This is a genomic window from Lentzea sp. NPDC102401 (assembly GCF_044765805.1).
In the GTDB taxonomy this organism is placed as follows: domain Bacteria; phylum Actinomycetota; class Actinomycetes; order Mycobacteriales; family Pseudonocardiaceae; genus Lentzea; species Lentzea sokolovensis.
In genome coordinates this window covers 276,444-298,194 of record NZ_JBIWKS010000007.1, presented here as the reverse complement: position 1 = coordinate 298,194, position 21,751 = coordinate 276,444, and the positions used below count along the sequence as shown (strand labels likewise).

General features: G+C 69.3%; 23 protein-coding genes. 12 read left to right on the top strand and 11 right to left on the bottom strand.

Features of this window, described 5'->3' with window-relative positions:
• Positions 1-122 precede the first annotated feature (122 nt).
• Complete coding sequence (locus ACIRG5_RS25690) at positions 123-2,315, top strand: hypothetical protein (protein ID WP_402908788.1); 2,193 nt, start codon at positions 123-125, stop codon at positions 2,313-2,315.
• 420 nt (positions 2,316-2,735) lie between these two features.
• Here the strand turns inward: ACIRG5_RS25690 and ACIRG5_RS25685 are convergent, their stop codons facing one another.
• On the bottom strand, positions 2,736-2,939 hold the full coding sequence (locus ACIRG5_RS25685; protein ID WP_402908786.1) for a hypothetical protein: 204 nt from the start codon (positions 2,937-2,939) through the stop codon (positions 2,736-2,738).
• Positions 2,940-2,993: 54 nt separating this feature from the next.
• Positions 2,994-3,266, bottom strand: a complete 273-nt coding sequence (locus ACIRG5_RS25680) for a winged helix-turn-helix transcriptional regulator (RefSeq protein ID WP_402908784.1) — start codon at positions 3,264-3,266, stop codon at positions 2,994-2,996.
• A gap of 139 nt (positions 3,267-3,405) precedes the next feature.
• On the opposite strand from ACIRG5_RS25680, the gene ACIRG5_RS25675 reads away from it, so the two are divergent.
• Positions 3,406-4,035: an NADPH-dependent F420 reductase gene (locus tag ACIRG5_RS25675; RefSeq protein ID WP_402908782.1), complete on the top strand. Its 630-nt coding sequence runs from the start codon at positions 3,406-3,408 to the stop codon at positions 4,033-4,035.
• Between the two features lie 174 nt (positions 4,036-4,209).
• Here ACIRG5_RS25675 and ACIRG5_RS25670 read toward each other — a convergent pair whose 3' ends face one another.
• Positions 4,210-4,587: a LysR family transcriptional regulator substrate-binding protein gene (locus ACIRG5_RS25670; RefSeq protein WP_402908979.1), complete on the bottom strand. Its 378-nt coding sequence runs from the start codon at positions 4,585-4,587 to the stop codon at positions 4,210-4,212.
• Positions 4,588-4,678: 91 nt separating this feature from the next.
• On the opposite strand from ACIRG5_RS25670, the gene ACIRG5_RS25665 reads away from it, so the two are divergent.
• Positions 4,679-5,137, top strand: coding sequence for an enoyl-CoA hydratase-related protein (locus tag ACIRG5_RS25665; protein WP_402908780.1), 459 nt, complete (start codon positions 4,679-4,681; stop codon positions 5,135-5,137).
• 67 nt (positions 5,138-5,204) lie between these two features.
• Here ACIRG5_RS25665 and ACIRG5_RS25660 read toward each other — a convergent pair whose 3' ends face one another.
• On the bottom strand, positions 5,205-6,113 hold the full coding sequence (locus ACIRG5_RS25660; protein ID WP_402908778.1) for an FG-GAP repeat domain-containing protein: 909 nt from the start codon (positions 6,111-6,113) through the stop codon (positions 5,205-5,207).
• A 553-nt stretch (positions 6,114-6,666) separates the two neighbouring features.
• Positions 6,667-7,545, bottom strand: coding sequence for an enoyl-CoA hydratase/isomerase family protein (locus ACIRG5_RS25655; protein ID WP_402908776.1), 879 nt, complete (start codon positions 7,543-7,545; stop codon positions 6,667-6,669).
• Between the two features lie 137 nt (positions 7,546-7,682).
• On the opposite strand from ACIRG5_RS25655, the gene ACIRG5_RS25650 reads away from it, so the two are divergent.
• Positions 7,683-8,663, top strand: coding sequence for a cupin domain-containing protein (locus ACIRG5_RS25650; RefSeq protein WP_402908774.1), 981 nt, complete (start codon positions 7,683-7,685; stop codon positions 8,661-8,663).
• A gap of 38 nt (positions 8,664-8,701) precedes the next feature.
• Here ACIRG5_RS25650 and ACIRG5_RS25645 read toward each other — a convergent pair whose 3' ends face one another.
• Both ACIRG5_RS25645 and ACIRG5_RS25640 read right to left on the bottom strand, forming a co-directional pair.
• Positions 8,702-8,860, bottom strand: a complete 159-nt coding sequence (locus ACIRG5_RS25645) for a hypothetical protein (protein ID WP_402908772.1) — start codon at positions 8,858-8,860, stop codon at positions 8,702-8,704.
• Positions 8,861-9,040: 180 nt separating this feature from the next.
• The gene (locus tag ACIRG5_RS25640) at positions 9,041-9,931 is read right to left on the bottom strand and encodes a helix-turn-helix domain-containing protein (RefSeq protein ID WP_402908770.1); all 891 of its coding nucleotides are present in this window, start codon (positions 9,929-9,931) and stop codon (positions 9,041-9,043) included.
• A 101-nt stretch (positions 9,932-10,032) separates the two neighbouring features.
• Here ACIRG5_RS25640 and ACIRG5_RS25635 point away from each other — a divergent pair, with 101 nt between their 5' ends.
• Both ACIRG5_RS25635 and ACIRG5_RS25630 read left to right on the top strand, forming a co-directional pair.
• Positions 10,033-10,950: an MBL fold metallo-hydrolase gene (locus tag ACIRG5_RS25635; protein WP_402908768.1), complete on the top strand. Its 918-nt coding sequence runs from the start codon at positions 10,033-10,035 to the stop codon at positions 10,948-10,950.
• Between the two features lie 5 nt (positions 10,951-10,955).
• Positions 10,956-12,437, top strand: a complete 1,482-nt coding sequence (locus ACIRG5_RS25630; protein ID WP_402908766.1) for a carboxylesterase/lipase family protein — start codon at positions 10,956-10,958, stop codon at positions 12,435-12,437.
• A 102-nt stretch (positions 12,438-12,539) separates the two neighbouring features.
• Here the strand turns inward: ACIRG5_RS25630 and ACIRG5_RS25625 are convergent, their stop codons facing one another.
• Positions 12,540-12,818: a hypothetical protein gene (locus ACIRG5_RS25625; protein WP_402908765.1), complete on the bottom strand. Its 279-nt coding sequence runs from the start codon at positions 12,816-12,818 to the stop codon at positions 12,540-12,542.
• A gap of 168 nt (positions 12,819-12,986) precedes the next feature.
• Between ACIRG5_RS25625 and ACIRG5_RS25620 the strand changes: the two genes are divergently transcribed.
• A complete protein-coding gene (locus ACIRG5_RS25620; protein WP_402908763.1) occupies positions 12,987-13,334 on the top strand; it encodes a hypothetical protein in 348 nt (115 codons plus the stop codon).
• Between the two features lie 227 nt (positions 13,335-13,561).
• On the opposite strand, the gene ACIRG5_RS25615 is transcribed toward ACIRG5_RS25620, so the two are convergent.
• Positions 13,562-14,665: an alpha/beta hydrolase gene (locus ACIRG5_RS25615; protein ID WP_402908761.1), complete on the bottom strand. Its 1,104-nt coding sequence runs from the start codon at positions 14,663-14,665 to the stop codon at positions 13,562-13,564.
• A 64-nt stretch (positions 14,666-14,729) separates the two neighbouring features.
• Entirely contained in the window at positions 14,730-16,007 is a 1,278-nt protein-coding gene (locus ACIRG5_RS25610; RefSeq protein ID WP_402908759.1) for a multidrug effflux MFS transporter, read from the bottom strand.
• Positions 16,008-16,109: 102 nt separating this feature from the next.
• On the opposite strand from ACIRG5_RS25610, the gene ACIRG5_RS25605 reads away from it, so the two are divergent.
• The 4 genes from ACIRG5_RS25605 (at position 16,110) to ACIRG5_RS25590 (ending at position 19,097) form a co-directional block, all read left to right on the top strand.
• Complete coding sequence (locus ACIRG5_RS25605) at positions 16,110-16,985, top strand: helix-turn-helix transcriptional regulator (RefSeq protein ID WP_402908757.1); 876 nt, start codon at positions 16,110-16,112, stop codon at positions 16,983-16,985.
• Between the two features lie 111 nt (positions 16,986-17,096).
• Positions 17,097-18,113 carry a zinc-dependent alcohol dehydrogenase family protein gene (locus ACIRG5_RS25600; protein ID WP_402908977.1) on the top strand — a complete coding sequence of 339 codons (1,017 nt, stop codon included), beginning with the start codon at positions 17,097-17,099 and terminating at the stop codon, positions 18,111-18,113.
• A 67-nt stretch (positions 18,114-18,180) separates the two neighbouring features.
• Positions 18,181-18,606 (top strand): cupin domain-containing protein, encoded by a 426-nt coding sequence (locus ACIRG5_RS25595; protein WP_402908755.1) that lies wholly within the window; start codon positions 18,181-18,183, stop codon positions 18,604-18,606.
• Positions 18,603-19,097 (top strand): cyclophilin-like fold protein, encoded by a 495-nt coding sequence (locus tag ACIRG5_RS25590; RefSeq protein ID WP_402908753.1) that lies wholly within the window; start codon positions 18,603-18,605, stop codon positions 19,095-19,097. Before ACIRG5_RS25595 ends, ACIRG5_RS25590 begins: the two co-directional genes overlap by 4 nt.
• Before the next feature lie 135 nt (positions 19,098-19,232).
• Here the strand turns inward: ACIRG5_RS25590 and ACIRG5_RS25585 are convergent, their stop codons facing one another.
• Positions 19,233-20,126 (bottom strand): LysR family transcriptional regulator, encoded by an 894-nt coding sequence (locus tag ACIRG5_RS25585; protein ID WP_402908751.1) that lies wholly within the window; start codon positions 20,124-20,126, stop codon positions 19,233-19,235.
• 127 nt (positions 20,127-20,253) lie between these two features.
• On the opposite strand from ACIRG5_RS25585, the gene ACIRG5_RS25580 reads away from it, so the two are divergent.
• On the top strand, positions 20,254-21,642 hold the full coding sequence (locus tag ACIRG5_RS25580) for an MFS transporter (protein WP_402908749.1): 1,389 nt from the start codon (positions 20,254-20,256) through the stop codon (positions 21,640-21,642).
• Positions 21,643-21,751: the final 109 nt, after the last annotated feature.

Here is a 21,751-nt window from a genome sequence, read left to right as displayed (position 1 = left end):
GAGCCAGCTCGCCGCAATCGTCCAATCGCAGGAATTCCTTGCGCCCCAGTCGAACTGCGTGGCCGGGAATGTCATGTTGTTGTCCAGTATCGAATCGTTGGATGGCCCTAGCATGTTTCCGTGTGACGACAGCCGACGAGCCACCTCGCACAGGGCCCGGGCAGATCGAGTCGCTCGAAGCGGCAGTGATGCGGCACGTCGCGGCGGTGGAGGCATCGCCGCTCGTCAATGGCAAGGCGCGTCCGTTCCTCGAGGAGGTCGCTTTCCGCGGGCTTGAGCTTGACTTCGCCGACGCACTGGCGAAAGCAGCGGCCGCCAATCTGCTCGACGAGTCCGGCCAGGGCGCCCCGCTCCATCAGTTGCTGGTGGAAAATGGTGTCGTCGCCAACCGCGGCGGCGTGACCCAGTTCATGCCTGACGGCGTCGCTGACTACCTCGCCGCCTGTCACGTCGTCCGGGAGAATCCACGCGGTCCGAGCCTGTGGCGGCCGCTGCGCAAGTTTCTCCGTCCCCTCACCACGTGGCCGTGGCCGGACAGCGAGACGCAGCTCTACCGGGTGGCGTTGTGGTGGCGCTACGCCGAGACCGCGATGCGCAAAAGGCTCAACGCGTTGCTGAGCCGGAAGCACTGCGATCCCAACGTGCACTTCGTCGCCGAGCTCTTGCACCGGAGATTGGTGAGCGCGGACGACCTCCGGGTGAAGACGGTCGAGATCCTGCACGAACACCTCACCCAGCCCGGACGGGAGATCGACGCCTGGCGGGCGACGGTCAGCACGTTGCGCATGCTCGAGCCCGTGCAGACCGTCGACGCGCTGGAACGGCTGGGCCGGCTCCGGACAGGCTCCTCGTTGCGTCGGCTCGACGCCGTGGACGAGTTGGCCAAGCACGATCCCGCTCGCGCGGAGCAGGTGCTCAGCGTGTTGGCGGAGACGCTGTCCGGTGATCCGCACGAGCGGCTCGAAGTAGCCCAGACGATCCGGAAGCGCGACGAAGCACTCGGTGACCACGCGTTGCGCGGTCTCGCGGACGCTTCGGACATGGGCGATCTGCAGGCGGAGGCGGCAAAGCTCACCGGTGACACCGAACTCTGGGCGGTCAAGGTCGGTAGTGGCAGCAACATCTCCGACGCGGCACGTCTGAGGCTGCTGGCCGCGTTGGTCGACGCCAACCCCGCGAGGGCGATCCCCACGGCCGAGCAGTTCGCGAGCACCACGAGTTCCGAGTCGACGCCGGTGCAGATCGCCAAGGCGATCCGCGACGTGGACGCGGAGGTCGCGCTGCGCATCGCGGACGACGTCGCCTGGCCGACGGGGCACAAGATCGCCGGTCCGGTGCGGTTGGCCGCGGTGCACCTGATCGGCGAGCTCGTGCCGACCCGCCGGTTCTCGGACCTCGCCCGGCTGTCGCGCGAGGTGGAGGACGAGGAGACACAGCTCAAGGCCGCGCTCAGCATCGTCGAGCAGGGCGGACCCATCACCTCGCTACGCGACTTCGCTGCGAACTCGAAGAAGGACCGCGATCGTCGGATCAAGGCAGCCCGCGGGGTCGCCAAGGTCGACAGGCGCATCGGTGGCCGGTTGCTCGTCGACATCGCGAAGAGCTACAGGTCGACGGATCCCAGCCAGCTGACGCTGCTCTCCGAGGCACATGCATTCGCACCCTCAGCCGCTGGGGCGGCTCTCGAGGAGATCGCACGGGACACTCGAAGGCCGGCGCGGTTCCGCATCCGCACCGTCGAACTCGGCATCTTCGACAAGACCAAGACCCTCGAGCTCTACCAGCACATCGCGGCCACCACCACAGACAAGGAAGCTGCTCGCACGGCCGCACGCAAGGTCGTCGGAATGAACCAGGACATAGGCGAACAGCTGATGGCGCGCCTGGCGAGCAAGTTCACCGCAGACCACGCCTTCCAACTGAGCCTCGCGCTGGAGGCAGGCGCGCCGGGAAAGACCGTGTTACGCCAACAGGCGTTGCGAGCGGGGCCGGTCGACCCGCGGCTGAGGGCCATCACCGCACTTCTCGACATCGACAGGAAGCTCGGCGCCGAGGTGATCAACAAGATCGTCAAGACCCGTCGGGGCGGTCAAATCCGGGTGAGAGCCGCCTGCCTGCTACCTGACAAGCACGCTCTCCAGGCATTGCTCCACATCGCTGGCGATCAGGATCACGACGACGTTCTCACCGAGGCGGGCGAGAAGGCTGTGGAACTCAACGAGGAACGCGGGAAGCAGGCTCTGCGAGACCTGGTCGCGAAACGCCGGCTCTCCCCGCGCGCCCGCGACAAGGTACGCAAGATCCTGAGTCGCTGAACCTCACCGATGGTCACGGAGCCTGAGTCGGGCGCAACGCCAACCCGTTCGTAGAGGGGAGCCAGGTACATCGAGATGCACGTGGTCGGGACCGGTTCGGCGAGCAGTTCGACCAGGCGTCCCGTCAGCCCGGCCAGGTATCGGCCGTCGGGTACTCGGTAGTCGCCTACCGGCTCCGGGCGCTCCACGGTGATGCCCTCGCTGCAGGGCGTGATCCGATCCAGCGGCTTGAGCGGCAGGCCCGCCGCCTGCAGCTGGTCGAACAGTTCCTCCGGCTGCCCCTCGGTGTTCTTCATGTAGAGGCCGTATCCGGTCGGGTAGGCACCGGAGTAGGCGCAGGCGGACACCATGCCGAGCGGGGACGTCGCGCCGGGATGGGTCTTGCCGACCTGCGCTTTCGGCCACCACCAGGTGGCCGCTTCAGTTCCGCGCGTCTCCGCGGTTCCTGCGGTAGCTGGAGAAGAGCGTGACACCGCTGGCGAGGGCGATCAGCCCGAACGCGGCGCTGATGAAGAGGCTCAGGCCGAACGCCTGAGCGGTCACGTTGGCGGCGAGGCTGCCGACCAGGAGCATCGCCAGGAGGGCGCGGTTGCGGACGGGCGAGGAGTTCGTTTCCGTGTTCATGGCAATGAAACTAGGTGCGTTCGCCGGCTCCGCCGATACCGCAGACTGCCGAGGTCAGGTGGAGCAGGCTCCACCCCGGTCCTGCGCCTCCAGCAGCTCGTCGCCGTGCTCGGCGATCCACCGGCCCAGCTCGCGCAGCGGGCCTTCGACGAGGCTCTCCCCCAGTGCGCTCAGCCGGTACTCGACGCGGGGCGGCGCTGCCGGGTGGCTGCGGCGCTCGACCAGGCCGTGGGCGAGCAGCCGGCGCAGGGTCTCGGTCAGCACCTTGTCGCTGAGACCGCCCACTGCGTCGAGCAGCTCGGAACGGCGCCGTGGTCCGGCGAGCACGACCGGTCCCAGGTGTGGGACAACAGTTCTGTGGCCGCGCGCAGCCGGCAGTCCACGAGCAGCTCGTCGTTCACGGTGCCATTCTCGCGGGTCCGTTCCCTACCGATCGGTGTGCGTCGGCTTCCTAACGTTGAACCTCATGCGAATCGGAATCCTGGGCACCGGCATGATGGCCGTCGCGTTGGGCGCGGCGTGGTGCCGTGCCGGGCACGAAGTGCTGGTGGGCGGTCGTTCACCGGACAAGACAGCGGCCGCGGCCACGCGGATGGGAGCGACGCCAGCCGTCTCCCCGGCCGAGGCGGTCACCGGGCGGGACGCGGTGCTGCTCGCCGTGTCCTGGCAGGGACTGCCGGACGCCCTGGGCGCCGCCGGTGCGGCCGACGGAGCACTGGCCGGCACGCCGTTGATCGACCCCACCAACGCCGTCGCGCACGGCGTCGGCGAGCTACTTGTCCCGGACGGCCGGTCGGCGGCCGAACACGTCGCCGACCGGGCGCCGGGCGCCCAGGTGGTCAAGGCGTTCCACCTGTTCGCCGCCGACCAGTGGGATGAGGGCCGCGAGCCGGTGACGGTGGTGCTGGCCGGTGACCACGAGGACGCGCTGCGGATCACCTCCGGCCTGGTCCGCGACGTGGGCGCACGGCCGGCGGTGCTCGGAGGGCTGAGCCGCGCCCGGCAGCTCGAGGAGGTCGCCGGATTCGTCATCGGGCTGGCGTTCTCCGGCGTCGACCCCGGCTCGGCGGTGCCGCGGTCGTCACCGGCACGCTGAGCACGGTCGGCCGTGAGGACCACTTCCAGCACCTGAGGTCGGCCGATCTCCCGATGTCGCACCAGGACGATCCGGCGATCATGATCACGCGATCTACGCGCTTCCCGCCGGACTGGTGCTCGGTGTCCTGGCCAACCTCGGCGCACGCTGGCGCGGTGTACCTCGACACCGGCATCACCGCGTGTGTGCCGGCCGTAGTGCTGCCGTTGGTGATGTCCCGCGACCGATGCGGCGCAGCTCGGCCAGCACCGTCTGAACGGCCTTGCGCGCCGTCCGTTCCGGCCGGTGCAGCACGTCGATGTCGCGGTGCGCCTGGACTCCGCTCAACGGCCTGAGCACGACGTCCGGATGGGCACGGGCGGTCCAGCGCGACATCAACCCGATGCCCGCGCCGACGGCCACCGCTTCGGCATTCACCGTGAAGTCGTTGATGCGGTGGGCGATGTCGAGCCAGCGGCCAGCGACGCTGGCGATCGCGTCGATGATCGCCATGAGGGGAAACCCGTCCTTGACGGTGATCCACGGTTGGTCCGCGACGTCCTGCGGCGACAGCCGTGGCTTCGCGGTCAGCGGGTGCCGATCGGCAGGGCCACGTCGAGAGGCTCGTGCAGCAGCGTGATGGCGATCACCGAATCCAGCCATTGTGGACCGTGGTCGAAACGGTGGGCGAGCACGAGGTCGTAGTGACGGGTCAGAGCAGGGAAGCGGTCCTGGGCGACGTCCTCGTCGGCGAGAGCGAGGCGGGGGCCACCTGCTGGCCGGCAAGGCGCGCGGCGGGGGCGCGGAGCTCGTCGCCGCGGCCGACCTCGCATTCGCCGCCAAGGAGACCGCGGGCCTCGGGCAGGTCGCGGCGCTCATGGGCATCACCCCCGGTGGCGGCGACACCCAGTACCTGCTGGACCGCGTGGGCCGCAACCGCGCCCTGGAACTGGTCCTCGCCGGCGAAGGACTTCGGGGCCGGGCTCATCGCGGAGAACGACGCGTGGGCGTCACTGGTCCCGGTCCCGCTGCCCGAAGGCTCATGAGCGACGCGCTCAAGGCAGGTGCGCAGACCGTGCAGAGCGAGCGGGAGCTCGAAGGACTTGTTCGCGGCGTCGCCTGACCCGCACCCATTAGGCGGCGGTCGGCCGGGGGCTCACCTGGGCCGACCGCCGCTCTACCGGCATCCGTCAGGCGGACAGGAAGTACGGCGACCAGCCGCAGCCGACCTGAGCGCCCGCGCCCAGACCGCCGCTGCCGTTGCCGAACCAGCGGAACAGGCAGCCCGTGGTGAGATTGATCGCCACGAGATCACCCGCGCTGTCACCGTTTAGCGCGCCCATGCCGCTCAACGAACCCGTGAAGGCGTACGGACCCCAGCCGCAGCCGAGCTCAGTGCCGGCTCCGAGGCCACCGTTGCCCGTGCCCGACCAGCGGAACAGGCAGTCGGTGCTGTTGCTCACGGCGACGAGGTCCGCGTTGCCGTCACCGTTGAGGTCGCCGACCCCGGTCAGGGTGGTGGCGTACGGGTTCCAGCCGCAGCCGACCTGGACGCCCGCCCCGAAGCCGCCGCCCCCGGATCCGAGCCAGCGGAACAGGCAGCCCGTGTTCACGTTGGTCGCCACGAGATCACCGCTGCCGTCGTTGTTGAGGTCACCGGCGCCGACGAGCGTCGACGCGTAGGGGCCCCAGCCGCAGCCGACCTGGGCGCCGGCACCGAAGCTGCCGCTGCCGTTGCCGAGCCAGCGGAACAGGCACCCGGTGCCCGAGTTGACGGCCACCAGGTCGCCGGCCCCGTCCCCGTTGAGGTCACCGGGGCTCGCGAGCGAGGCCGTGTAGGGCTCCCAGCCGCAACCGAGCTGGGTGCCGGCGCCGACACCGCCGCCGCCCGTGCCCGACCAGCGGTACAGGCAGCCGCTGGTGGCCTGGACGGCGACGATGTCGCTGATTCCGTCGCCGGTGTAATCGTTGCGTTTGTCGGCGATCGTCGCCAGCGCGGGCAACGAGGTCGCGACCATGGTGACCAGCACCGTCACGACCGCGAAGAACGATCTTCGCAAAGCGGCCCGCGTGGTACGGATTCGCACTGTGTTCGCCATTTCCCCACCTCTCGACGACTGCCCGCAGGACGTGCGAGACGTGCACCTTTGGGCAGCCAAATGGACACACACGTGGATTTTTCAAGCAGCCAGAAAGGGGATTTCAGCGCATCCCAGAAATTGTCCGGCGCTTTATTTACCATTGCAAGAGTGCCATCAGCCGCCGGGTGCGTCAACGCGGTCATCCGGCGTAAACGAGTGCTGCTCCAGCGCCCGGTCCGAATATTCCACGACTCCAGGATTGTCCGTACATTTGGACGAATCGCGGAAATACCGGCATTGAGAGGCCGCCCTCCGCAGAGGACACTTGCACCATGGCCTTGCAGGATCTCGGCGCGCAGGTGCGCCGGCTGTGAGAACACGGACCCGGCCGCGATCGGGTTGCCGCAGGGTGAGCGGCGGACCCGCGGCGTGCGGCGGGAGGAGCTCGCCGAAGGCACAGCAGTCGCAGCGCCCGCCCACGATCATGCCTGCAGGACGACAGAACCTGATCACCGCAGCTCAGCGTATGAGTGCGGAGTTCTGACACCCCACAGGCGTCCACCACCGCGAGCTACTCGCCGGCTCGCACCGAGAGTCGGTCGAGCAGTGCCTCGAGGTCCCGCTCGCCCTCGCGGGTCTGCACACCGGCGGCAAGCTGCTCGTGCGCACCCGCGACCATGTCCTCGGTGAAGAGCGAGTACAGAAAGCCGTTCTCGACCACGTAGGGGTCGGTCGAGGGCGGCGGGACCGCTGCACGAACCGTCGCCTTGATCGCGGCGACGACCTCGGGACGCACCCTCGCCATCCGGCGGGCCAGGTCGTCGACGAACGAGTCGATCTCGTCGGCGGGCAGCGCCCGGTTCACCAGACCATAGCGCTCCGCCACTTCAGCTCCGACCAACTGGCCACCGACGAGCAGTTCCAAGGCCCGCGCCGGGCCGAGCAACCGGGCCAGGTGCACCGTGCCACCGCCGCCGGCGAGGATCGCCAGGGAGGACTCAGGCTGGGCCTGACCAGACTTGCCGATCGCGGCGAACCGCAGGTCGAGGGACAACAGGAACTCGTTGCCGGCGCCGCGGGCGAAGCCGGCGATCTTGCCGATGGTGATCTGGGGCAGGTCGCGGACCTCGACACCCAAGGCCTGCAGCACGTTCATCCCCTCCGGGATCACGGCACCCGGCGCGGCCTCGACGGCGGCGCGAGTCGCGGCGGGCAGCGCCTCCGGGTCGGTGAGGTAGGCCATGTCACCGTGAGCGCTGAAGAACTCCGGGTCGGCGCTCTGGAACACGATCACGCGCACCTCCGCGTCGGTGCGCACCTGGTGCACGAACCCACGCAACGACGGCAGCAACACGCCGTCCATCAGGTTCAGCGGAGGGTGGTCGAGCGACACGACGGCCACCCCATCGGTCACGGTGATCTCAAGACCCGCCCAGCTGCTGTAGTCCACGGTAGCTCCTTCTCGTCAACCCGATCGGCTTCGTCCCAACAACCGTATGTAGCGATGACTGAGACACACCATGACTTCTAGTCTCGAATTGCTGATCGTCTGCCTCATCGCCGTGGGTTCGGTGCTAGCGTCGAATCGTGGACCCCTTGGCGGACGCCCTGGCCATGTCCGGCGTCAAAGGAGTGTTGAGCACACGCGTCGAGGCAGGCGGCCGGTGGGCGATCGCGCTCGAGGACTACCCGGGCACGGCCCTGCACGCCGTGACCGCGGGAAGCGCCTGGCTCGCCGTCCCAGACCACGAGCCGGTGGAACTGGTCGCCGGCGACGTGGTCCTGTTGCCCGGCGACACCCCGCACATCCTCACCAACGACCCCGCGGCAGACACCGCGCACGGCCGCTGCGAGCACGTGATCGCACGCGGACGCGGCACCGGAGAAGTGATCAGCCTCGGGGCACAGCCCGCGACCACGCGAGTCGTGACCATCCACTACGACTGCGATCCGGCGGCACTCACCCAGGTCCTGGCCCTGTTGCCCGGTCTCGTGCACGTGCGCGCGGAAACGGGAACCCCAGGTCTGGCCGACGCGGTGCGCATGCTCGCCCGCGAGCTCGCCGAACCCCAGCTCGCCACCTCGGCCGTGCTGAAGAGCCTCATCGACATCATGCTCGTGCAGATGCTCCGCGCATGGCTCGCGGCCAACCCACCCGAGTGCTTCGGCACCTGGCTCGGCGCCCTCTACGACCCCGTGATCGGCAAGGCACTGCACCACCTGCACGCGAATCCGGCCGTTCCCTGGACGACCTCGTCGCTCGCGAAGGCCATCGCCGTCTCCCGGGCAACCCTCGCCCGCCGCTTCCCCGCCGCCACGGGACACACCCCCGCGGCCTATCTCGCGAACTGGCGCATGGAACTGGCCGCCGTTCAGCTGCGCGACAGCCACGACTCACTCGACACCATCGCCGAGGCCGTCGGCTACGGATCGGTGCCTGCGTTCACCCGCGCCTTCACCCGCGTGTTCGGGCGCACGCCCGGCCGGTACCGCAACGACACGCGGAAGTACGCGGGTTCGGCATTCCAGTTGGACTCCTCCCCCACGTCGAGCCTCACGGTCGGCTGACCGGTCCGAGCAGCGGGCAGCGAGCCGCTCCGGCCCCTTCACGTCTGCCCTGCTCGGGTCATGTCGCCGCCGTACAGCGCGAGGCCGGCTCCGGGTTGCAGGTCGCCGTCGTCGACGACGATCTCGTACCCGGTCAGGTATTCAGCCTCGTGCACGGGAAAAACGAGGGCGTTGACCCCGGTCTCATGGTCGAGCACCACCTCCGTCCAGTTGTCCTGACGTCGCCGCGGTCCCCTGGCCCGGACGTCCTTTCGCGCGTCGCGGAAGGACAGCGGCGTGTGACTGCGGAGTTCTGACACCCCACAGGACGACGCGTGCCAGCGCCAGAACCCGCACGAGCAGGCGGTCTTCGCCAGGACGACCGCCGTCGCCGATCCTCACAGCTGGAAGTGCCTCGCCTGAGCCGGTCGGTCGTGTCCCATGGCCACTGCCTGGGCGAGCAGGGTGAGCGCGCCCTGGGCGGCCGAGTCCGGTGGCGCCGTGACGACGGTCAGGGTCTGGTCAGGGGCCTGCGGGACGCGGAGCGTCTGCTGGTTCACCACGAGCTCTCCTGCAACGGGGTGGTGCATCTGGTACACGGTGCTGTTGCAGACGCGCACCCGGTGGTCGGCCCACATCGTCGCGAACTCGCAGCTCCTCGCGGCCAGTTCGCCGATCAGCGCGTTCAACTCCCGGTCGTCCGGGTACTTGCCTGCGGTGACGCGGAGGTTGCCGACCACCGCACGGGCCTTGACCGTCCAGTTCGGATAGAGGGCGCGGGTGTGCGCGTCGAGGAAGACCAGCTTCGGCATGTTCGGACGATCCGCCGGTCGTTGTGGACTGAGATGGTCCAGGTGCCCGGCGAAGAAGGCGTGGCCCAGCGGGTTCCACGCCAGCACGTCGCCGCGCCTGCCGAGCAGGATCGCCGGGACGTGGGCGAGCGTCGCGAGCAGTTCGGCGGTCTCCGGCGAGACCCGTTCGGCCGGTGGCTTCGGCGTGGGCCGCTGACGGCGAGGCCTGGCCAGTTCGAGCAGGTGCGCGTGTTCGTCGGCGTTGAGCTGCAACGCGTGGGCGAGCGCCGACACGACCTCCTGCGAGGCGTGCTGCGCCTGTCCCTGTTCGAGCCGGACGTAGTAGGAGGCGCTGACGCCGGCCAGACCGGCGACCTCCTCCCGGCGCAGGCCGGGGACCCTGCGCCGCTCGCCGTAGTCCGGCAGTCCGACCTGGTCCGGCCGCAGCCGTGCCCGGCAGGCCTGGAGGTACTCGGCGAGCTGTCCCTTTCCGCTCATGGGACCAGTATCCGCACGATGCCCGCGCCGAGCCTGACCACGCCAGTGGTAGCCAGGAGCGGGTCTGGTTGTCCACGGCCGGGGTTCCCAGCATTGACCGCATGACCACGGACACGATCGAACTGGGTGACGTCTCCGTCACCCGTGTGTGGGAGTACTGCGGCACGGTGGAGATGACGCCGGAGGTCTTCCTCCCCGAGACCTCTCCCCAGGTCTGGGAGGAGCAGGCGCCGTGGCTGGTGCCGGACTTCCTCGACAGCGCCACCGGCACCGTGCGCGCCGCGATCCAGACCTGGCTGCTGCGCAGCGAGGGCAAGACCATCCTCGTCGACACCGGCGTCGGCAACCACAAGGAACGCCCGTACTCGCCGGTCTGGAGCCACCTCGACACGGACTTCCTCGGCAACCTGGCTCGCGCCGGTGTCCGCCCCGAGGACGTGGACGTCGTCGTCAACTCCCACCTGCACGTCGACCACGTCGGCTGGAACACCCGCCTCGAGGACCGCGCATGGGTGCCGACCTTCCCCAACGCCACCTACCTGATGCCCAGGGACGACTTCGACTTCTGGAACCCCGCGAACGCCAGGAGGACGGTGCTCGACCGCGGCAACCAGAACGTCTTCGAGGACAGCGTCGCTCCCGTGCACGAGGCGGGTCTGACGTTCCTCTGGGAGAGCAGCCACCAGATCGACGCCAACCTGCGCCTGGAACCGGCACCCGGCCACACCCCCGGTTCCAGCGTCCTGACCCTCGCCTCCGGCACCGACCGCGCGGTGTTCGTGGGCGACCTGATGCACTCCCCGGTGCAGATCTTCGAGCCGGACGCCAACAGCTGCTTCTGCGAGGACCCCGCCGAGGCCCGCGCCACCCGCCGCAGGATCCTGGGCGAGGCCGCGGACACCGGCACCCTCGTCTTCCCCGCGCACTTCCCCGGCGGCGGCGCGGTGGAGGTCGCCCGTGACGCGGGCAGCTTCACCATCAAGGACTGGGCGCCCCTCACCCCGTACGGGCAGAGGTGAGGCGGATGGACGTCGTCACCACCCGAGGTGCCGTGCGCGGGCAAACCCTTGACGGGGTAACCGCTTTCCGCGACATCCCGTACGCCGCCTCCCCCACCGGTGCCGCCCGGTTCGCACCGCCCGCGGAGCACGAGCCGTGGCAGGAAGTGCGCGACGCGACCGCGTTCGGGCCCACCTCCCCGCAGTCGCCGCGCGTGCTGGGCACGATGGACATGCGCGCCTACTTCGGTGAAGGCTGGCACCGCGGCGAGGACTACCTCACCGTGAACGTCTGGACCCCGGATCCCACCGCCACCGGCCTGCCCGTCATGGTGTTCGTGCACGGCGGCGGCTTCGTGGCGGGCTCGGGCCGCGCCGAGCTGTACGACGGGACGGCGTTCGCTCGCGACGGCGTCGTGCTCGTCACCGTGAACTACCGCCTCGGCATCGCGGGATTCCTCGACCTCCCCGGCGCACCGGCCAACCGCGGCCTGCTCGACGTGGTCGCGGCCCTGCGCTGGGTGCGGGACAACAGCGCGGCGTTCGGCGGCGACCCCGGCAACGTCACGCTGTCCGGGCAGTCCGCAGGGGCCACCATCGTCGGCGGCGTCCTGGCGACACCCGAGGCCGGCGGGCTGTTCCGGCGCGCGATCGTCCAAAGTGGAAGCGGCCTGGGCGCTTTCTCCCCCGAGCAGGCGTCCCTCGTCACCCGCGCCGCCGCCGAGTTCCTCGGTGTCGAGGCGAACGCGGGAGCATTCGCGGAGATCTCCGACGACCGGCTGGTCGAGGCGGCGTCGCGGCTCGCGGGCATCGATCTGCACACCGAGACGCACACCGACCCGCTGCTCGGGCTGAGCCCGTTCAGCCTCGTCCTCGGCACGCAACCGGCGGACGCGATCCGCGACGGACGCGGCACCGGTGTCGACCTGCTCATCGGCACGAACGCCGAGGAGGGCAACCTCTACCTGGTGCCCACCGGCAAGTACGCCGGCTCGACCGGTGCGGACGTCGACGCCGTGGCCGCCAGGGCACACCCCGATCCGGTGCGGCTCGTCAAGACCTACCGCGAAGAGCGGCCGACCGCCACCGACGCGCAGATCCGTTCGGCTGTCACGGGTGACGCCCTGTTCGGCGCGGGCACCTGGGCGCTGACCGAGGCGCACGCCGGCCAGGCACGCACGTTCGCCTACGAGTTCGCCTGGCGTTCGCCCGCGCTCGACGGCGAACTGGGCGCCACGCACACGGTCGAGCTCCCGTTCGTGTTCGGGCAGACCAGCCTCGCCTCCCTGCGCGGGCCTGATCGGCTGCTCGGCGACGACGAGCCGCCGTCGTCCCTCGTGCGGCAGGTCCACGACAGCTGGGTCCGCTTCGCCCGCACCGGGGATCCCGGCTGGCCGCCCTACACGGTGGACCAGCGCACCACCATGCAGTTCGACGTGGACGGTGGACCGATCGACGACCCCCGCGCAGCGGAACGCCGGCTGTGGGGCCGGTCTTCGCACAGCTGAGTGCGACGGTGACCTCGGAAGCGGTGCGACCGACAGGTCGAGCGGCGGAACCACACGAGATCCCCCTTGCCCGCCACCGCGGTCAACTGGTTCCGCCGTTCGTCAGATCGTGAGGAACCCTGTGGTCCACTTGTCTTCGTCCAGCGTGCACTCATCGATGTAGAAGCACTCCGGCTCGTCGCGGAACCCGTCGAGCTCCTTGGCTCGCTCGGCACGGGCCGACGCGTTCTCCCGTGAGGAGTAGACGCCGAGCAGTTTCACGTCGTCACCCTTCTCCTCGTGAGCCGAGAACTCGCCGTCGGGTTCGAAGTGCCTGACCGCCCCGTTCTCATCTTCGGCAACGTGATGTACGTGCCAGAGAAGGAAAACCCGGTCACTCATCCGAATAGCTCCGTCAGTTTCGCTCGAAGTACTTCTTGATCTTATTTTATGGCCTCAGGATGAGTCCGAGTGCACGGATCAGATCCTGAAAGACGGTCAGGCAGGGCGGGTGCGCGCGAATCTGTCCTTTCGGATCTGTCCTGAGTGGAGCCCGCTAGGATGGCCCGCATGGGCGTTTCCCTCTACTACACGGCTCGCCGCGCGACCCCGCTCACCAACGCAGAACTCACGGCGGTCAGTCAGGTCGTCGACACCCACAACTCGAACGCGCCGTTCTGCTCGGAGGAAGAGGGCCTGTACCTCTACGACCGGCTGGGGCCGGGAACGGTGCTCGACGGGTCGACCAAGCTGCCCACCGCGGATGACCGGGCGGTCCCGTCGCTGGTGCACTGGCTGGCTGCGGTTACCGCGCTGCGCAGCGCTGTGCCGGACGCGGACTGGACCTTCACCCTCGACGACTACGAGATCGAGTGGGACGACCACACCGGCTACCACCTGCCCGGCCTCGCCGACTGATCCGCGAAGGCCGGTTCGGTGGTCGTCCGGCGCCTCACGGACCGCGCCGGCGTTCCGCGGGTCAAGAAGTCCTGCTCGGCGTACTTGTCGATGTACGGCTTGCCGTGCTTGAGGAACATGGCCGCCACCGGAGCGGCGGCTGCTGAAGGGCGGGCCCGATCCACCGGCGGACCAGAGCCCGCAGCTGGTCGTCGGTGAGCGCCGGCGTCGAGGGAAGGCGCATGCGGTCAGGCGAGGTTCTTGGTGAAGAACTCGTCGAGCCTGTCGAAGGGGATGAGGTCCTTGCGGTCGTACAGGTCGACGTGGTCCGCGCCGGGGACGATCACGAGGTCGACGGTGCCGGGGGCCTTCGCCTGGACGTCCTCGGAGTAGTAGCGGGAGTGCGCGTCGGCACCGGCCACCAGAAGGGCCTTGCGGGGCGCCAACATGTCGATGTTCGTCATCAGCGGGAAGGCGAAGAACGACATCGGCGTGGTAGCGGTCCACGCGGTGTTCGAGTTGATCGAGCGCGGGTGATGGCCCCGCTCGGTGCGGTAGTAGTCGAAGAAGATCCTCGTGATCGGATCGGCGTCCGGCGGGAGAGTCCTGGGCAGGACGGTGTCCGAGGGGGCGACGTTGCCGTTCTCGTCGAAGGGGACCTCGTGGGAGAGCCGCGCGTAGGTGCCGTTCTCGGCATCGATCCAGCGCTGCCGGCTGAGGTGGTCCACGACCTTCTGGCGCTGTTCACGCGTGTAGTGGTCCTGGTGGCCACGGGACATGCTGCGCGACATGTCGTACATCGAGGTCGTGGCGACCGCCTTGATGCGGCTGTCGGCGGCCGCCGCGGTGAGCGCCATACCGCTCAAGCCGCAGATGGCCTGCGCGCCGATCCTCTTGCGGTCGACGATCTTCTGCAGGCCGAGGAAGTCGACGGCGGCGCTGTAGTCCTCGGTGTAGATGTCGGGTGAGGCCACGTCGCGGACCGTGCCGCCGCTCTCGCCGGTGAAGGAGGGGTCGAAGGCGAGGGCGACGTAGCCGCGGCGGGCGAACTCGTTGGCGTAGAGGCCCGAGGACTGTTCTTTGACCGCGCCGAACGGCCCGCTGACCACCAGCGCGGGCAGCTTGCCCCTGGCGTTCTTCGGCACGTAGAGGTCCCCGGCGACCTGGATGCCGTAGCGGTTCTTGAACCGCACCGATGTCCGCTTGACGTTCTTGTCCAGTGCGAAGGTGTAGCCGCCCTTGCCCTGTCCTGTGACGTCTTCGGCGACGCTGGTCCCCGCACCGAGCGAGGGCACGACCGTGAAGGAGGCGGCGGTCGCGGCGAACAGTCCTAGCGCTTTGCGACGTTCCATGAACTGGTCCTCACATTCGATTGGTGGGAAAGGGTGCGACGGTCGGTGGTGTGGCGGTGGCTGTTCAGGCGGCCGCACCCATTGGTCCGGTGGACGTCTTCGCGGGTCGGGCGAGAATGAGCAGGCCCACCATGGACAGCGCGACGCACGTGATCATCAGCAGAGCCATCGGCACCGCGGTGTGTTCGCCGCCGAGCCCGGCGATCGGGGCGATGACGCCGGCGGCGGTCCACTGGACGAAGCCGAGAACCGCCGAGCCGGTGCCGGGGTGCTCGGGTACCTCCGCGGCGGCGAGTGCGCCGCCGTTGGGGCCGATGAGGCCCTGCGCGGTCATGAGCACGGCGAAGCAGACGATCGCAAGCAGCAGCGGGGTGTCCCACCACAGCGCACCGGCGAGCATCGCCACGCCGGCAAGCAGGGCGGCGATCTGTCCGGCGGCGATGACCTTGCGTGTCGCGACACGTCCGGCGAGCCGGGCGGCGATCAGCGCGGCGATCGTCATGCCGGCGGCGTTGGCGGCGAAGTCGGCCGAGTACGCGACCGGGGACATCCCGTTCATCGATTGCAGCACGAACGCCGACGTCGCCACGTAGGCGAACACCGCACCCATCGCTGACCCGCTGACCAGCACGTAACCGACGTAACGGCGCTGCCGCAACACCTGCCGTCCGTTGATCACGAACGCCCGCAGGCCGCCACCGTGCCGCCGCTCGACCGGCAACGTCTCCGGCACGGCCACCAGCACGGCGAGGATCATCGCCACGCCCATGGCCGCGACGGCCCAGAACGACACTCGCCACTGCGACAGCTGCAGGATGACCGCGCCGAGCAACGGCCCGACGATCGGCGCGATGCCGCCGACGGCCGCGATGACGTTCAAGATGCGCACCAGCCGGGCGCCACGAGCGAGATCGACGATGACGGCCCGGCCGATAACCATCGCCCAGCCGCCGGCGAAGCCCTGCAGGAAGCGTCCCGCCATCATGACCGTGAGGGAGGGAGTGAGAGCGCACACGACCGAGGCGACCGTCATGACGACGATCGAGGCGATCAGCAGCCGCCGCCGGCCGTGCTGATCGGACACCGGGCCGCCGATGAGCTGTCCGAGGGCCATGCCGACGAAGAACGTGGTCAGAGTCAGCTGCACCTGCGTCGCCGTCGCCGACAGGTCACCCGCGACACGAGGGAACGCCGGCACGTACATGTCGGTGGCCAGGGGTGCGATCGCGGTCAAGAAGATCACGGAGACGACCAGGCCGGCGGTGAGCCGCGCCCGGCGACGCACCAGACCGGACACGCCACTGTCGGCCGGCGGCGCCGGCGCGGAGATCAATGCGGGCATGTGTTCGAGCAAACCCGCACCGCGCGGCACCAAGAAGACACCAGCCATAGGTGTACCGGCAGTACATCCCAGTTCAGCGCGATGCGTCGTACGGTCGAGAACGTGAACAACCGAGCCGAAGTGCGCGACTTCCTCACCTCGCGGCGTGGCAAGGTCACGCCCGAGCAGGCCGGCCTGCCGACCGCGGGGCAGCGCCGCGTTCCCGGGCTGCGCCGCACCGAGGTGGCCGCGCTGGCCGGGATGAGCGTGGAGTACTACGCCAAGCTCGAGCGCGGTCAGCTCGCCGGGGTCTCACCCGGTGTGCTGGAGGCAGTCGCCCGCGCCTTGCGACTGGACGACGCCGAACGCGCCCACCTGCTGCGTCTGGCCCAGGAGGCCAACGGCAGCGGCGCACTGTCGCGCCCCACCCGCAAGCCGAAACAGCGCACGATCCGGCCCAGCCTGCAGTGGTCGCTGGACAGCATCACCGGACCGGCGATCGTGGTGAACCTGCGCCAGGACCTGCTCGCCGCGAACCTGCTCGGCCGGGCCATGTACAGCGACGTCTACACCGACTCGGCCGGCGTACCGAACTTCGGCCGGTTCACCTTCCTCGACCCCGCCGCGCGCCGGTTCTACCCGAACTGGAACCTCGCCGCCGACATGCTCGTGGCGAACCTGCGCACGGCCGCGGGCGTCGATCCGCACGAGAAAGGCCTGCACGACCTCGTCGGTGAACTGTCCACTCGCAGCGAAGAGTTCCGCCGACGCTGGGGCGCGCACAACGTCCGCATTCACGGCACCGGCATGAAAACCTTCCACCACCACGTGGTCGGCGACCTCGACCTCGCGTACGAGAGCATGGAACTGCGGGCCGAGCCGGATCTCATCATGACGATCTACACCGCCGAACCCGGCTCGTCGACCGCACAGGCACTGTCGCTGCTCGCCTCCTGGGCAGCCTCCGAGACCAGCATCTTGTCGGCGCCCGAACGCTAGCCTTTCTCCCCACTGTCTCAAGTGGACGGCACCGTTGTGCTCAGTCACGCCCCGGTGATGCACGTCGCGAACTGCGGCGGCAGCGCTCGCGTCACCACCGAAAGGACTCTCATGCGCGGAGCAGTGATCCACGCCCCCGGCGATGTCCGCTTCGAAACCCTGGACGACCCGAAGATCCTCCACCCGACCGACGCGGTCATCCGCACGGCTGTCACCTGTGTTTGCGGTTCGGACCTGTGGCCCTGGCGCGGGCTGGAGCCGATCGGCGGGGCACACCCGATGGGACACGAGTACGTCGGCTTCGTCGAGGAGGTCGGCGCCGAGGTCACCTCGGTCGAACCGGGCCAGTTCGTCGTCGGTTCCTTCGCCACCTCCGACAACACCTGTGCGAACTGCCGCAACGGCTTCCAGTCGAACTGCCTGCACCGTGAGTTCATGAGCACCTGCCAAGCCGAGTACGTGCGCATCCCCCACGCCCAAGGAACTCTGGTGGCCACCGACGAGGTGCCCGCCGAGCAGTTGTGGCCCGGTCTGCTGGCCGTGTCCGACGTGATGGGCACCGGCTGGTGGGCGGCAGACGCCGCCGAGGTCGAGCCCGGCTCGACCGCCGTGGTCGTCGGGGACGGCGCGGTGGGTCTGTGCGGGGTGATCGCGGCGAAGGAGATGGGCGCGGAGCGGATCATCGTCATGTCGCGGCACACCTCCCGGCAGAACCTCGCCCGGCAGTTCGGTGCCACCGACATCGTCACCGAGCGAGGTGAGGACGGCATCGCCCGGATCAGGGACCTCACTGGCGGGATCGGCGCCGACTCCGTTCTGGAGTGCGTCGGCACCGCCCAGGCCCTGCGGCAAGCCCTGCACTCGGCGCGGCCCGGCGGAAGCGTCGGCTTCGTCGGCGTCCCCCACGAGGTCGCCGTCGACGGGCAGGAAGTGTTCTTCTCCCACGTCGGATTGCGCGGCGGCCCTGCCCCCGTACGCCGCTATCTGCCTGACCTGATCGACCGCGTCCTGTCGGGCCGGATCGACCCTGGCAAGGTCTTCGACCTCACCCTGCCCCTGGAGCAGGTCGCCGAGGGCTACCGCGCCATGGACGAACGTCGCGCCATCAAAGCACTCCTCAAGCCCTGACCTGCCGCCCGCGACGCCGGAAGGTGCGCCCAGACAGGTCCATGACGCTCACGGAGAAGGAGAGACCGTGCAGATCACCCGAAGCTCGATCGACACCGCCAAAGGCCCGGCCGACTTGTTCACCGGCGACGTCTACATCGACGCCGTCGCCGCGGCGCCCGCCCCGTCCAGGGTCACCGCCAGCCTGGTGCACTTCATGCCCGGTGCGCGCACCCACTGGCACCGCCACCCGTTGGGACAGACCGTCTTCGTCACCGAGGGGATCGGCCTGTGCCAGCGCCGGGGCGGCCCCGTCGAGGTCATCCGACCCGGTGACCGCGTCCTGTTCGAGGCCGGGGAAGAGCACTGGCACGGCGCCACACCCAACCGCTTGATGGTCCACCTGGCCATCAACGAGGGCGACGCCGACCACGACGTCGTGCACTGGCTGACCCCCGTCACCGACGAGGAATATCAGGCACGCGCGCGATCTACGTCAAGGGCACACCAATGAGAAGCACACTGCTCCCGGCCGTGGCCGTCCTCGCCGTGGCGGGCTGCTCGGCACCCTCCCCCGACCCAGGCGCCGCGACGACTCGATCACCCCAGGCGTCCGCGACCGTCCCGGCGACAGGAGACCCGGCCCTGACCGCCACACGGATCAGCTTCACCGCAAGCGACGCCTACGTCGTCGTCCACCTCGAGGACAACCCGACGAGCCGCGACCTGCTGACCAGGCTCCCACTGACGCTGGAGTTCGAGGAGTTCTCCGGCCGGGAGAAGATCAGCTACCTGACCGAACTCCTGACCACCGACGGCTCACCGGGCAGCGCGCCCCGCGACGGCACGCTTGTCTACTACAAGCCGTGGGGCAACCTCGGCTTCTACTACAACGCCACCGGTGGCCACGACGACAACCTCATCACCCTCGGCACCGTTGAGTCCGGAATGGACCGCCTCGACCGTCTCGAACAAGGGCCGGTCACCGTCATCCCGCAGCCCTGAGCACACTCGCCACCAGAGAAAAGCGTCGAATCCCGTCTACGACCTCACCGGCAAGGTCGCCATCATCTGCGCAGGCTCCGAAGGGGGCCCGCCACTTCCCGCGCCTTCGCCGCGGCCGAGTTCGGTGTGAGCAGGTCAGCTTTGGCGGGTCGCGTCCAGGACGCGGCGGCGGAGCCAGCGGTGGGCGGGGTCGCTGTCCAGACGGACGTGCCACAGCAGGGACACCGTCACCTCGGGAACCGGGAAAGGCAGTTCGAACGAACGCATCCCCTGCCGCAGGTTCGCGCTGTGCCGCTCGGGCACCGAGGCGACCAGGTCCGACGCCCGCGCCAGCACCAATGCCGCGCCGAAGCTGTCCACGACCGTGGCGACCTGCCTCCGATGGCCCGTCGGGTACAGCGCCTCGTCCACCAACCCCTCGGACAGACCGCGGCGGGACACGTGCACGTGCCGGGACGCGGCGTACTGGGCCAACGTCACCGCTGCGCTGCCCAACGGGTGCTCGTCGCGCACCACCCCGACGAACCGGTCGGTGAACAGCGGCGTGCTCACCACGTCCGGCGGCAGGGCTTCCTGGACCACGCCGGTCTCCAAGTCGACAGTGCCGTCCCGCAAGGGCCCGGTGTCCCTTTTCGTCTTCTGCAGGAACCGCAGCCGTACACCCGGTGCCTCTTGTGCGATCCCTGCGACGAGCGCGGGACCGAATCGCTCCACGAACCCGTCGCTGCTGCGCAACGAGAAGGTCCGCTCCAGGTTCGCCAGGTCCAGTTCCTCGCACGGCCGCAACACCTCCTCGGCCTCCCGCACCAGAGCACGGACCCGCTCCCGCAACTCCACCGCGCGTGGCGTGGGTACCAGCCCGCGGCCGGCGCGCACCAGCAGCGGGTCACCGGTGGCCCGTCGTAGTCGTGCCAGCGCGCGGCTCATCGCCGATGGGCTGAGGGCGAGTCGTTCTCCTGCTCGCGTGACGCTGCCCTCTTCGAGCAGGACGTCCAGGGTGACCAGCAGGTTCAGATCGGGTCGTGCCATGCGACCAGCATCGCTGACATGGCGTCTGGTGCACAATTCGGTTGCGATCTTTGCGCCTTCCGCCATGCCTCAGGCGGATTTACGTTCGGGACGACCCATGAAGACCCGGATGTAGAAGGAGCCGTCCATGAGATCAACCACCAAACCGTCCCCGCCCCTCGCCGGGGCGCTCACCGCGCTCTCGTTGACCATGCTGTTGCCGTCGTTGAGCATCAGCATCGCCAACGTGGGCCTGCCGACCATCGCTGTGGCCTTCAACGCGCCCTTCAACGCCGTCCAGTGGGTGGTGATCGCCTACCTGCTCGCGATCACGACACTGGTCGTCGGCCTCGGCAGGCTCGGCGACCTGCTGGGCAGACGCCGCCTCCTGCTGGGCGGCATCACCGTGTTCACGCTGGCCACCCTGTTGTGCGGGCTCGCGCCCACCCTTCCGCTGCTGATCGCCGGCCGCGCGCTCCAAGGCGTGGGTGCCGCTTGCATGATGGCACTGGCCATGGCGTTTGTCGGCGAGACGGTGCCCAAGGACCGCACCGGCCGCGTCATGGGGCTGATGGGAACGATGTCGGCGATCGGCACGGCACTGGGCCCGTCGTTGGGCGGTGCGCTGATCGCACTGTCGGGATGGCGGTCGATCTTCCTGGTCTGCGTGCCGCTGGGCGTGCTCGCGCTCGTGCTGGTGCACCGCGTGCTACCCGAGTCGGCGCCGGACGGCGGGCGGTTCGACGTGATGGGCACGGTGGTGCTGGGGATCACGTTGGGCGCGTACGCGCTGGCGGTGACCGTGGACAAGGGTTCGTCCGCGGTCGTGCTGCTCGTGGTCGCGACGATGGGCGTGGGGCTGTTCCTGTTCGTTCAGCGCCGGGTGCCCTCGCCGTTGGTGGACCTCGCGATGTTTCGCGACCCGGTTCTCACCGCAGGACTCACGACCAGCGCGCTGGTCTCGACCGTCATGATGGCCACGTTGGTGGTGGGTCCGTTCCATCTGGTCGGCGCGCTGGGTCTGAACCCGGCACTGGCCGGTCTGGCGATGTCGGTGGGCCCGGTGGTGTCCGCGCTCACCGGCGTCCCGGCGGGCCGCGCCGCCGACCGCTTCGGCCGCGCGACGATGGTCGTGGTCGGGCTGAGCGGTGTCATCGCCGGATCGGCGGTGCTGGCCGTGATGCCCGCTGCGGCCGGTGTCGCCGGGTACGTGCTGCCGCTGGTGGTGATCACCGCTTCCTATGCGGTGTTCCAGGCCGCCAACAACACCGCCGTCATGAGCACCGTCCCGGCGCGGCTGCGCGGTGTCGTGTCGGGAACGCTGCACCTGTCGCGCAATCTGGGCCTGATGACCGGTGCGTCGGTGATGGGCGCGGTCTTCGCGTTCGCTGTCGGCACGGGAGAGGTGGTCACGGCCGGCGCGGCGGAGGTCGCACGCGGGACGCGCTGGACGTTCGGAGTCGCGGCGGTGCTCGTGGCGTGTGGTCTCGCGGTCGCGGTGGGCCTGCTGCGGCGTTCCGAGCTGCCGGTGTCATGAGCATTCCGACATGTCTCGCCCATGTCGTGTACTGGACCCGGTGGTTGTCGGTGAAGGAAACTCGGTCAGCGACCAGGACTTGTCCGGACCTTCGACGGAGGTCCGGACA

Excerpts from the sequence above, each read along its gene's own strand:
- ACIRG5_RS25685 (WP_402908786.1), bottom strand. The coding sequence starts at position 2,939 with ATGAACACGGAAACGAACTCCTCGCCCGTCCGCAACCGCGCCCTCCTG.
- ACIRG5_RS25675 (WP_402908782.1), top strand. The coding sequence starts at position 3,406 with ATGCGAATCGGAATCCTGGGCACCGGCATGATGGCCGTCGCGTTGGGC.
- ACIRG5_RS25660 (WP_402908778.1), bottom strand. The coding sequence starts at position 6,113 with ATGGCGAACACAGTGCGAATCCGTACCACGCGGGCCGCTTTGCGAAGA.
- ACIRG5_RS25640 (WP_402908770.1), bottom strand. The coding sequence starts at position 9,931 with ATGAGCGGAAAGGGACAGCTCGCCGAGTACCTCCAGGCCTGCCGGGCA.
- ACIRG5_RS25635 (WP_402908768.1), top strand. The coding sequence starts at position 10,033 with ATGACCACGGACACGATCGAACTGGGTGACGTCTCCGTCACCCGTGTG.
- ACIRG5_RS25630 (WP_402908766.1), top strand. The coding sequence starts at position 10,956 with ATGGACGTCGTCACCACCCGAGGTGCCGTGCGCGGGCAAACCCTTGAC.
- ACIRG5_RS25625 (WP_402908765.1), bottom strand. The coding sequence starts at position 12,818 with ATGAGTGACCGGGTTTTCCTTCTCTGGCACGTACATCACGTTGCCGAA.
- ACIRG5_RS25620 (WP_402908763.1), top strand. The coding sequence starts at position 12,987 with ATGGGCGTTTCCCTCTACTACACGGCTCGCCGCGCGACCCCGCTCACC.
- ACIRG5_RS25615 (WP_402908761.1), bottom strand. The coding sequence starts at position 14,665 with ATGGAACGTCGCAAAGCGCTAGGACTGTTCGCCGCGACCGCCGCCTCC.
- ACIRG5_RS25610 (WP_402908759.1), bottom strand. The coding sequence starts at position 16,007 with ATGCCCGCATTGATCTCCGCGCCGGCGCCGCCGGCCGACAGTGGCGTG.
- ACIRG5_RS25600 (WP_402908977.1), top strand. The coding sequence starts at position 17,097 with ATGCGCGGAGCAGTGATCCACGCCCCCGGCGATGTCCGCTTCGAAACC.
- ACIRG5_RS25590 (WP_402908753.1), top strand. The coding sequence starts at position 18,603 with ATGAGAAGCACACTGCTCCCGGCCGTGGCCGTCCTCGCCGTGGCGGGC.
- ACIRG5_RS25585 (WP_402908751.1), bottom strand. The coding sequence starts at position 20,126 with ATGGCACGACCCGATCTGAACCTGCTGGTCACCCTGGACGTCCTGCTC.
- ACIRG5_RS25580 (WP_402908749.1), top strand. The coding sequence starts at position 20,254 with ATGAGATCAACCACCAAACCGTCCCCGCCCCTCGCCGGGGCGCTCACC.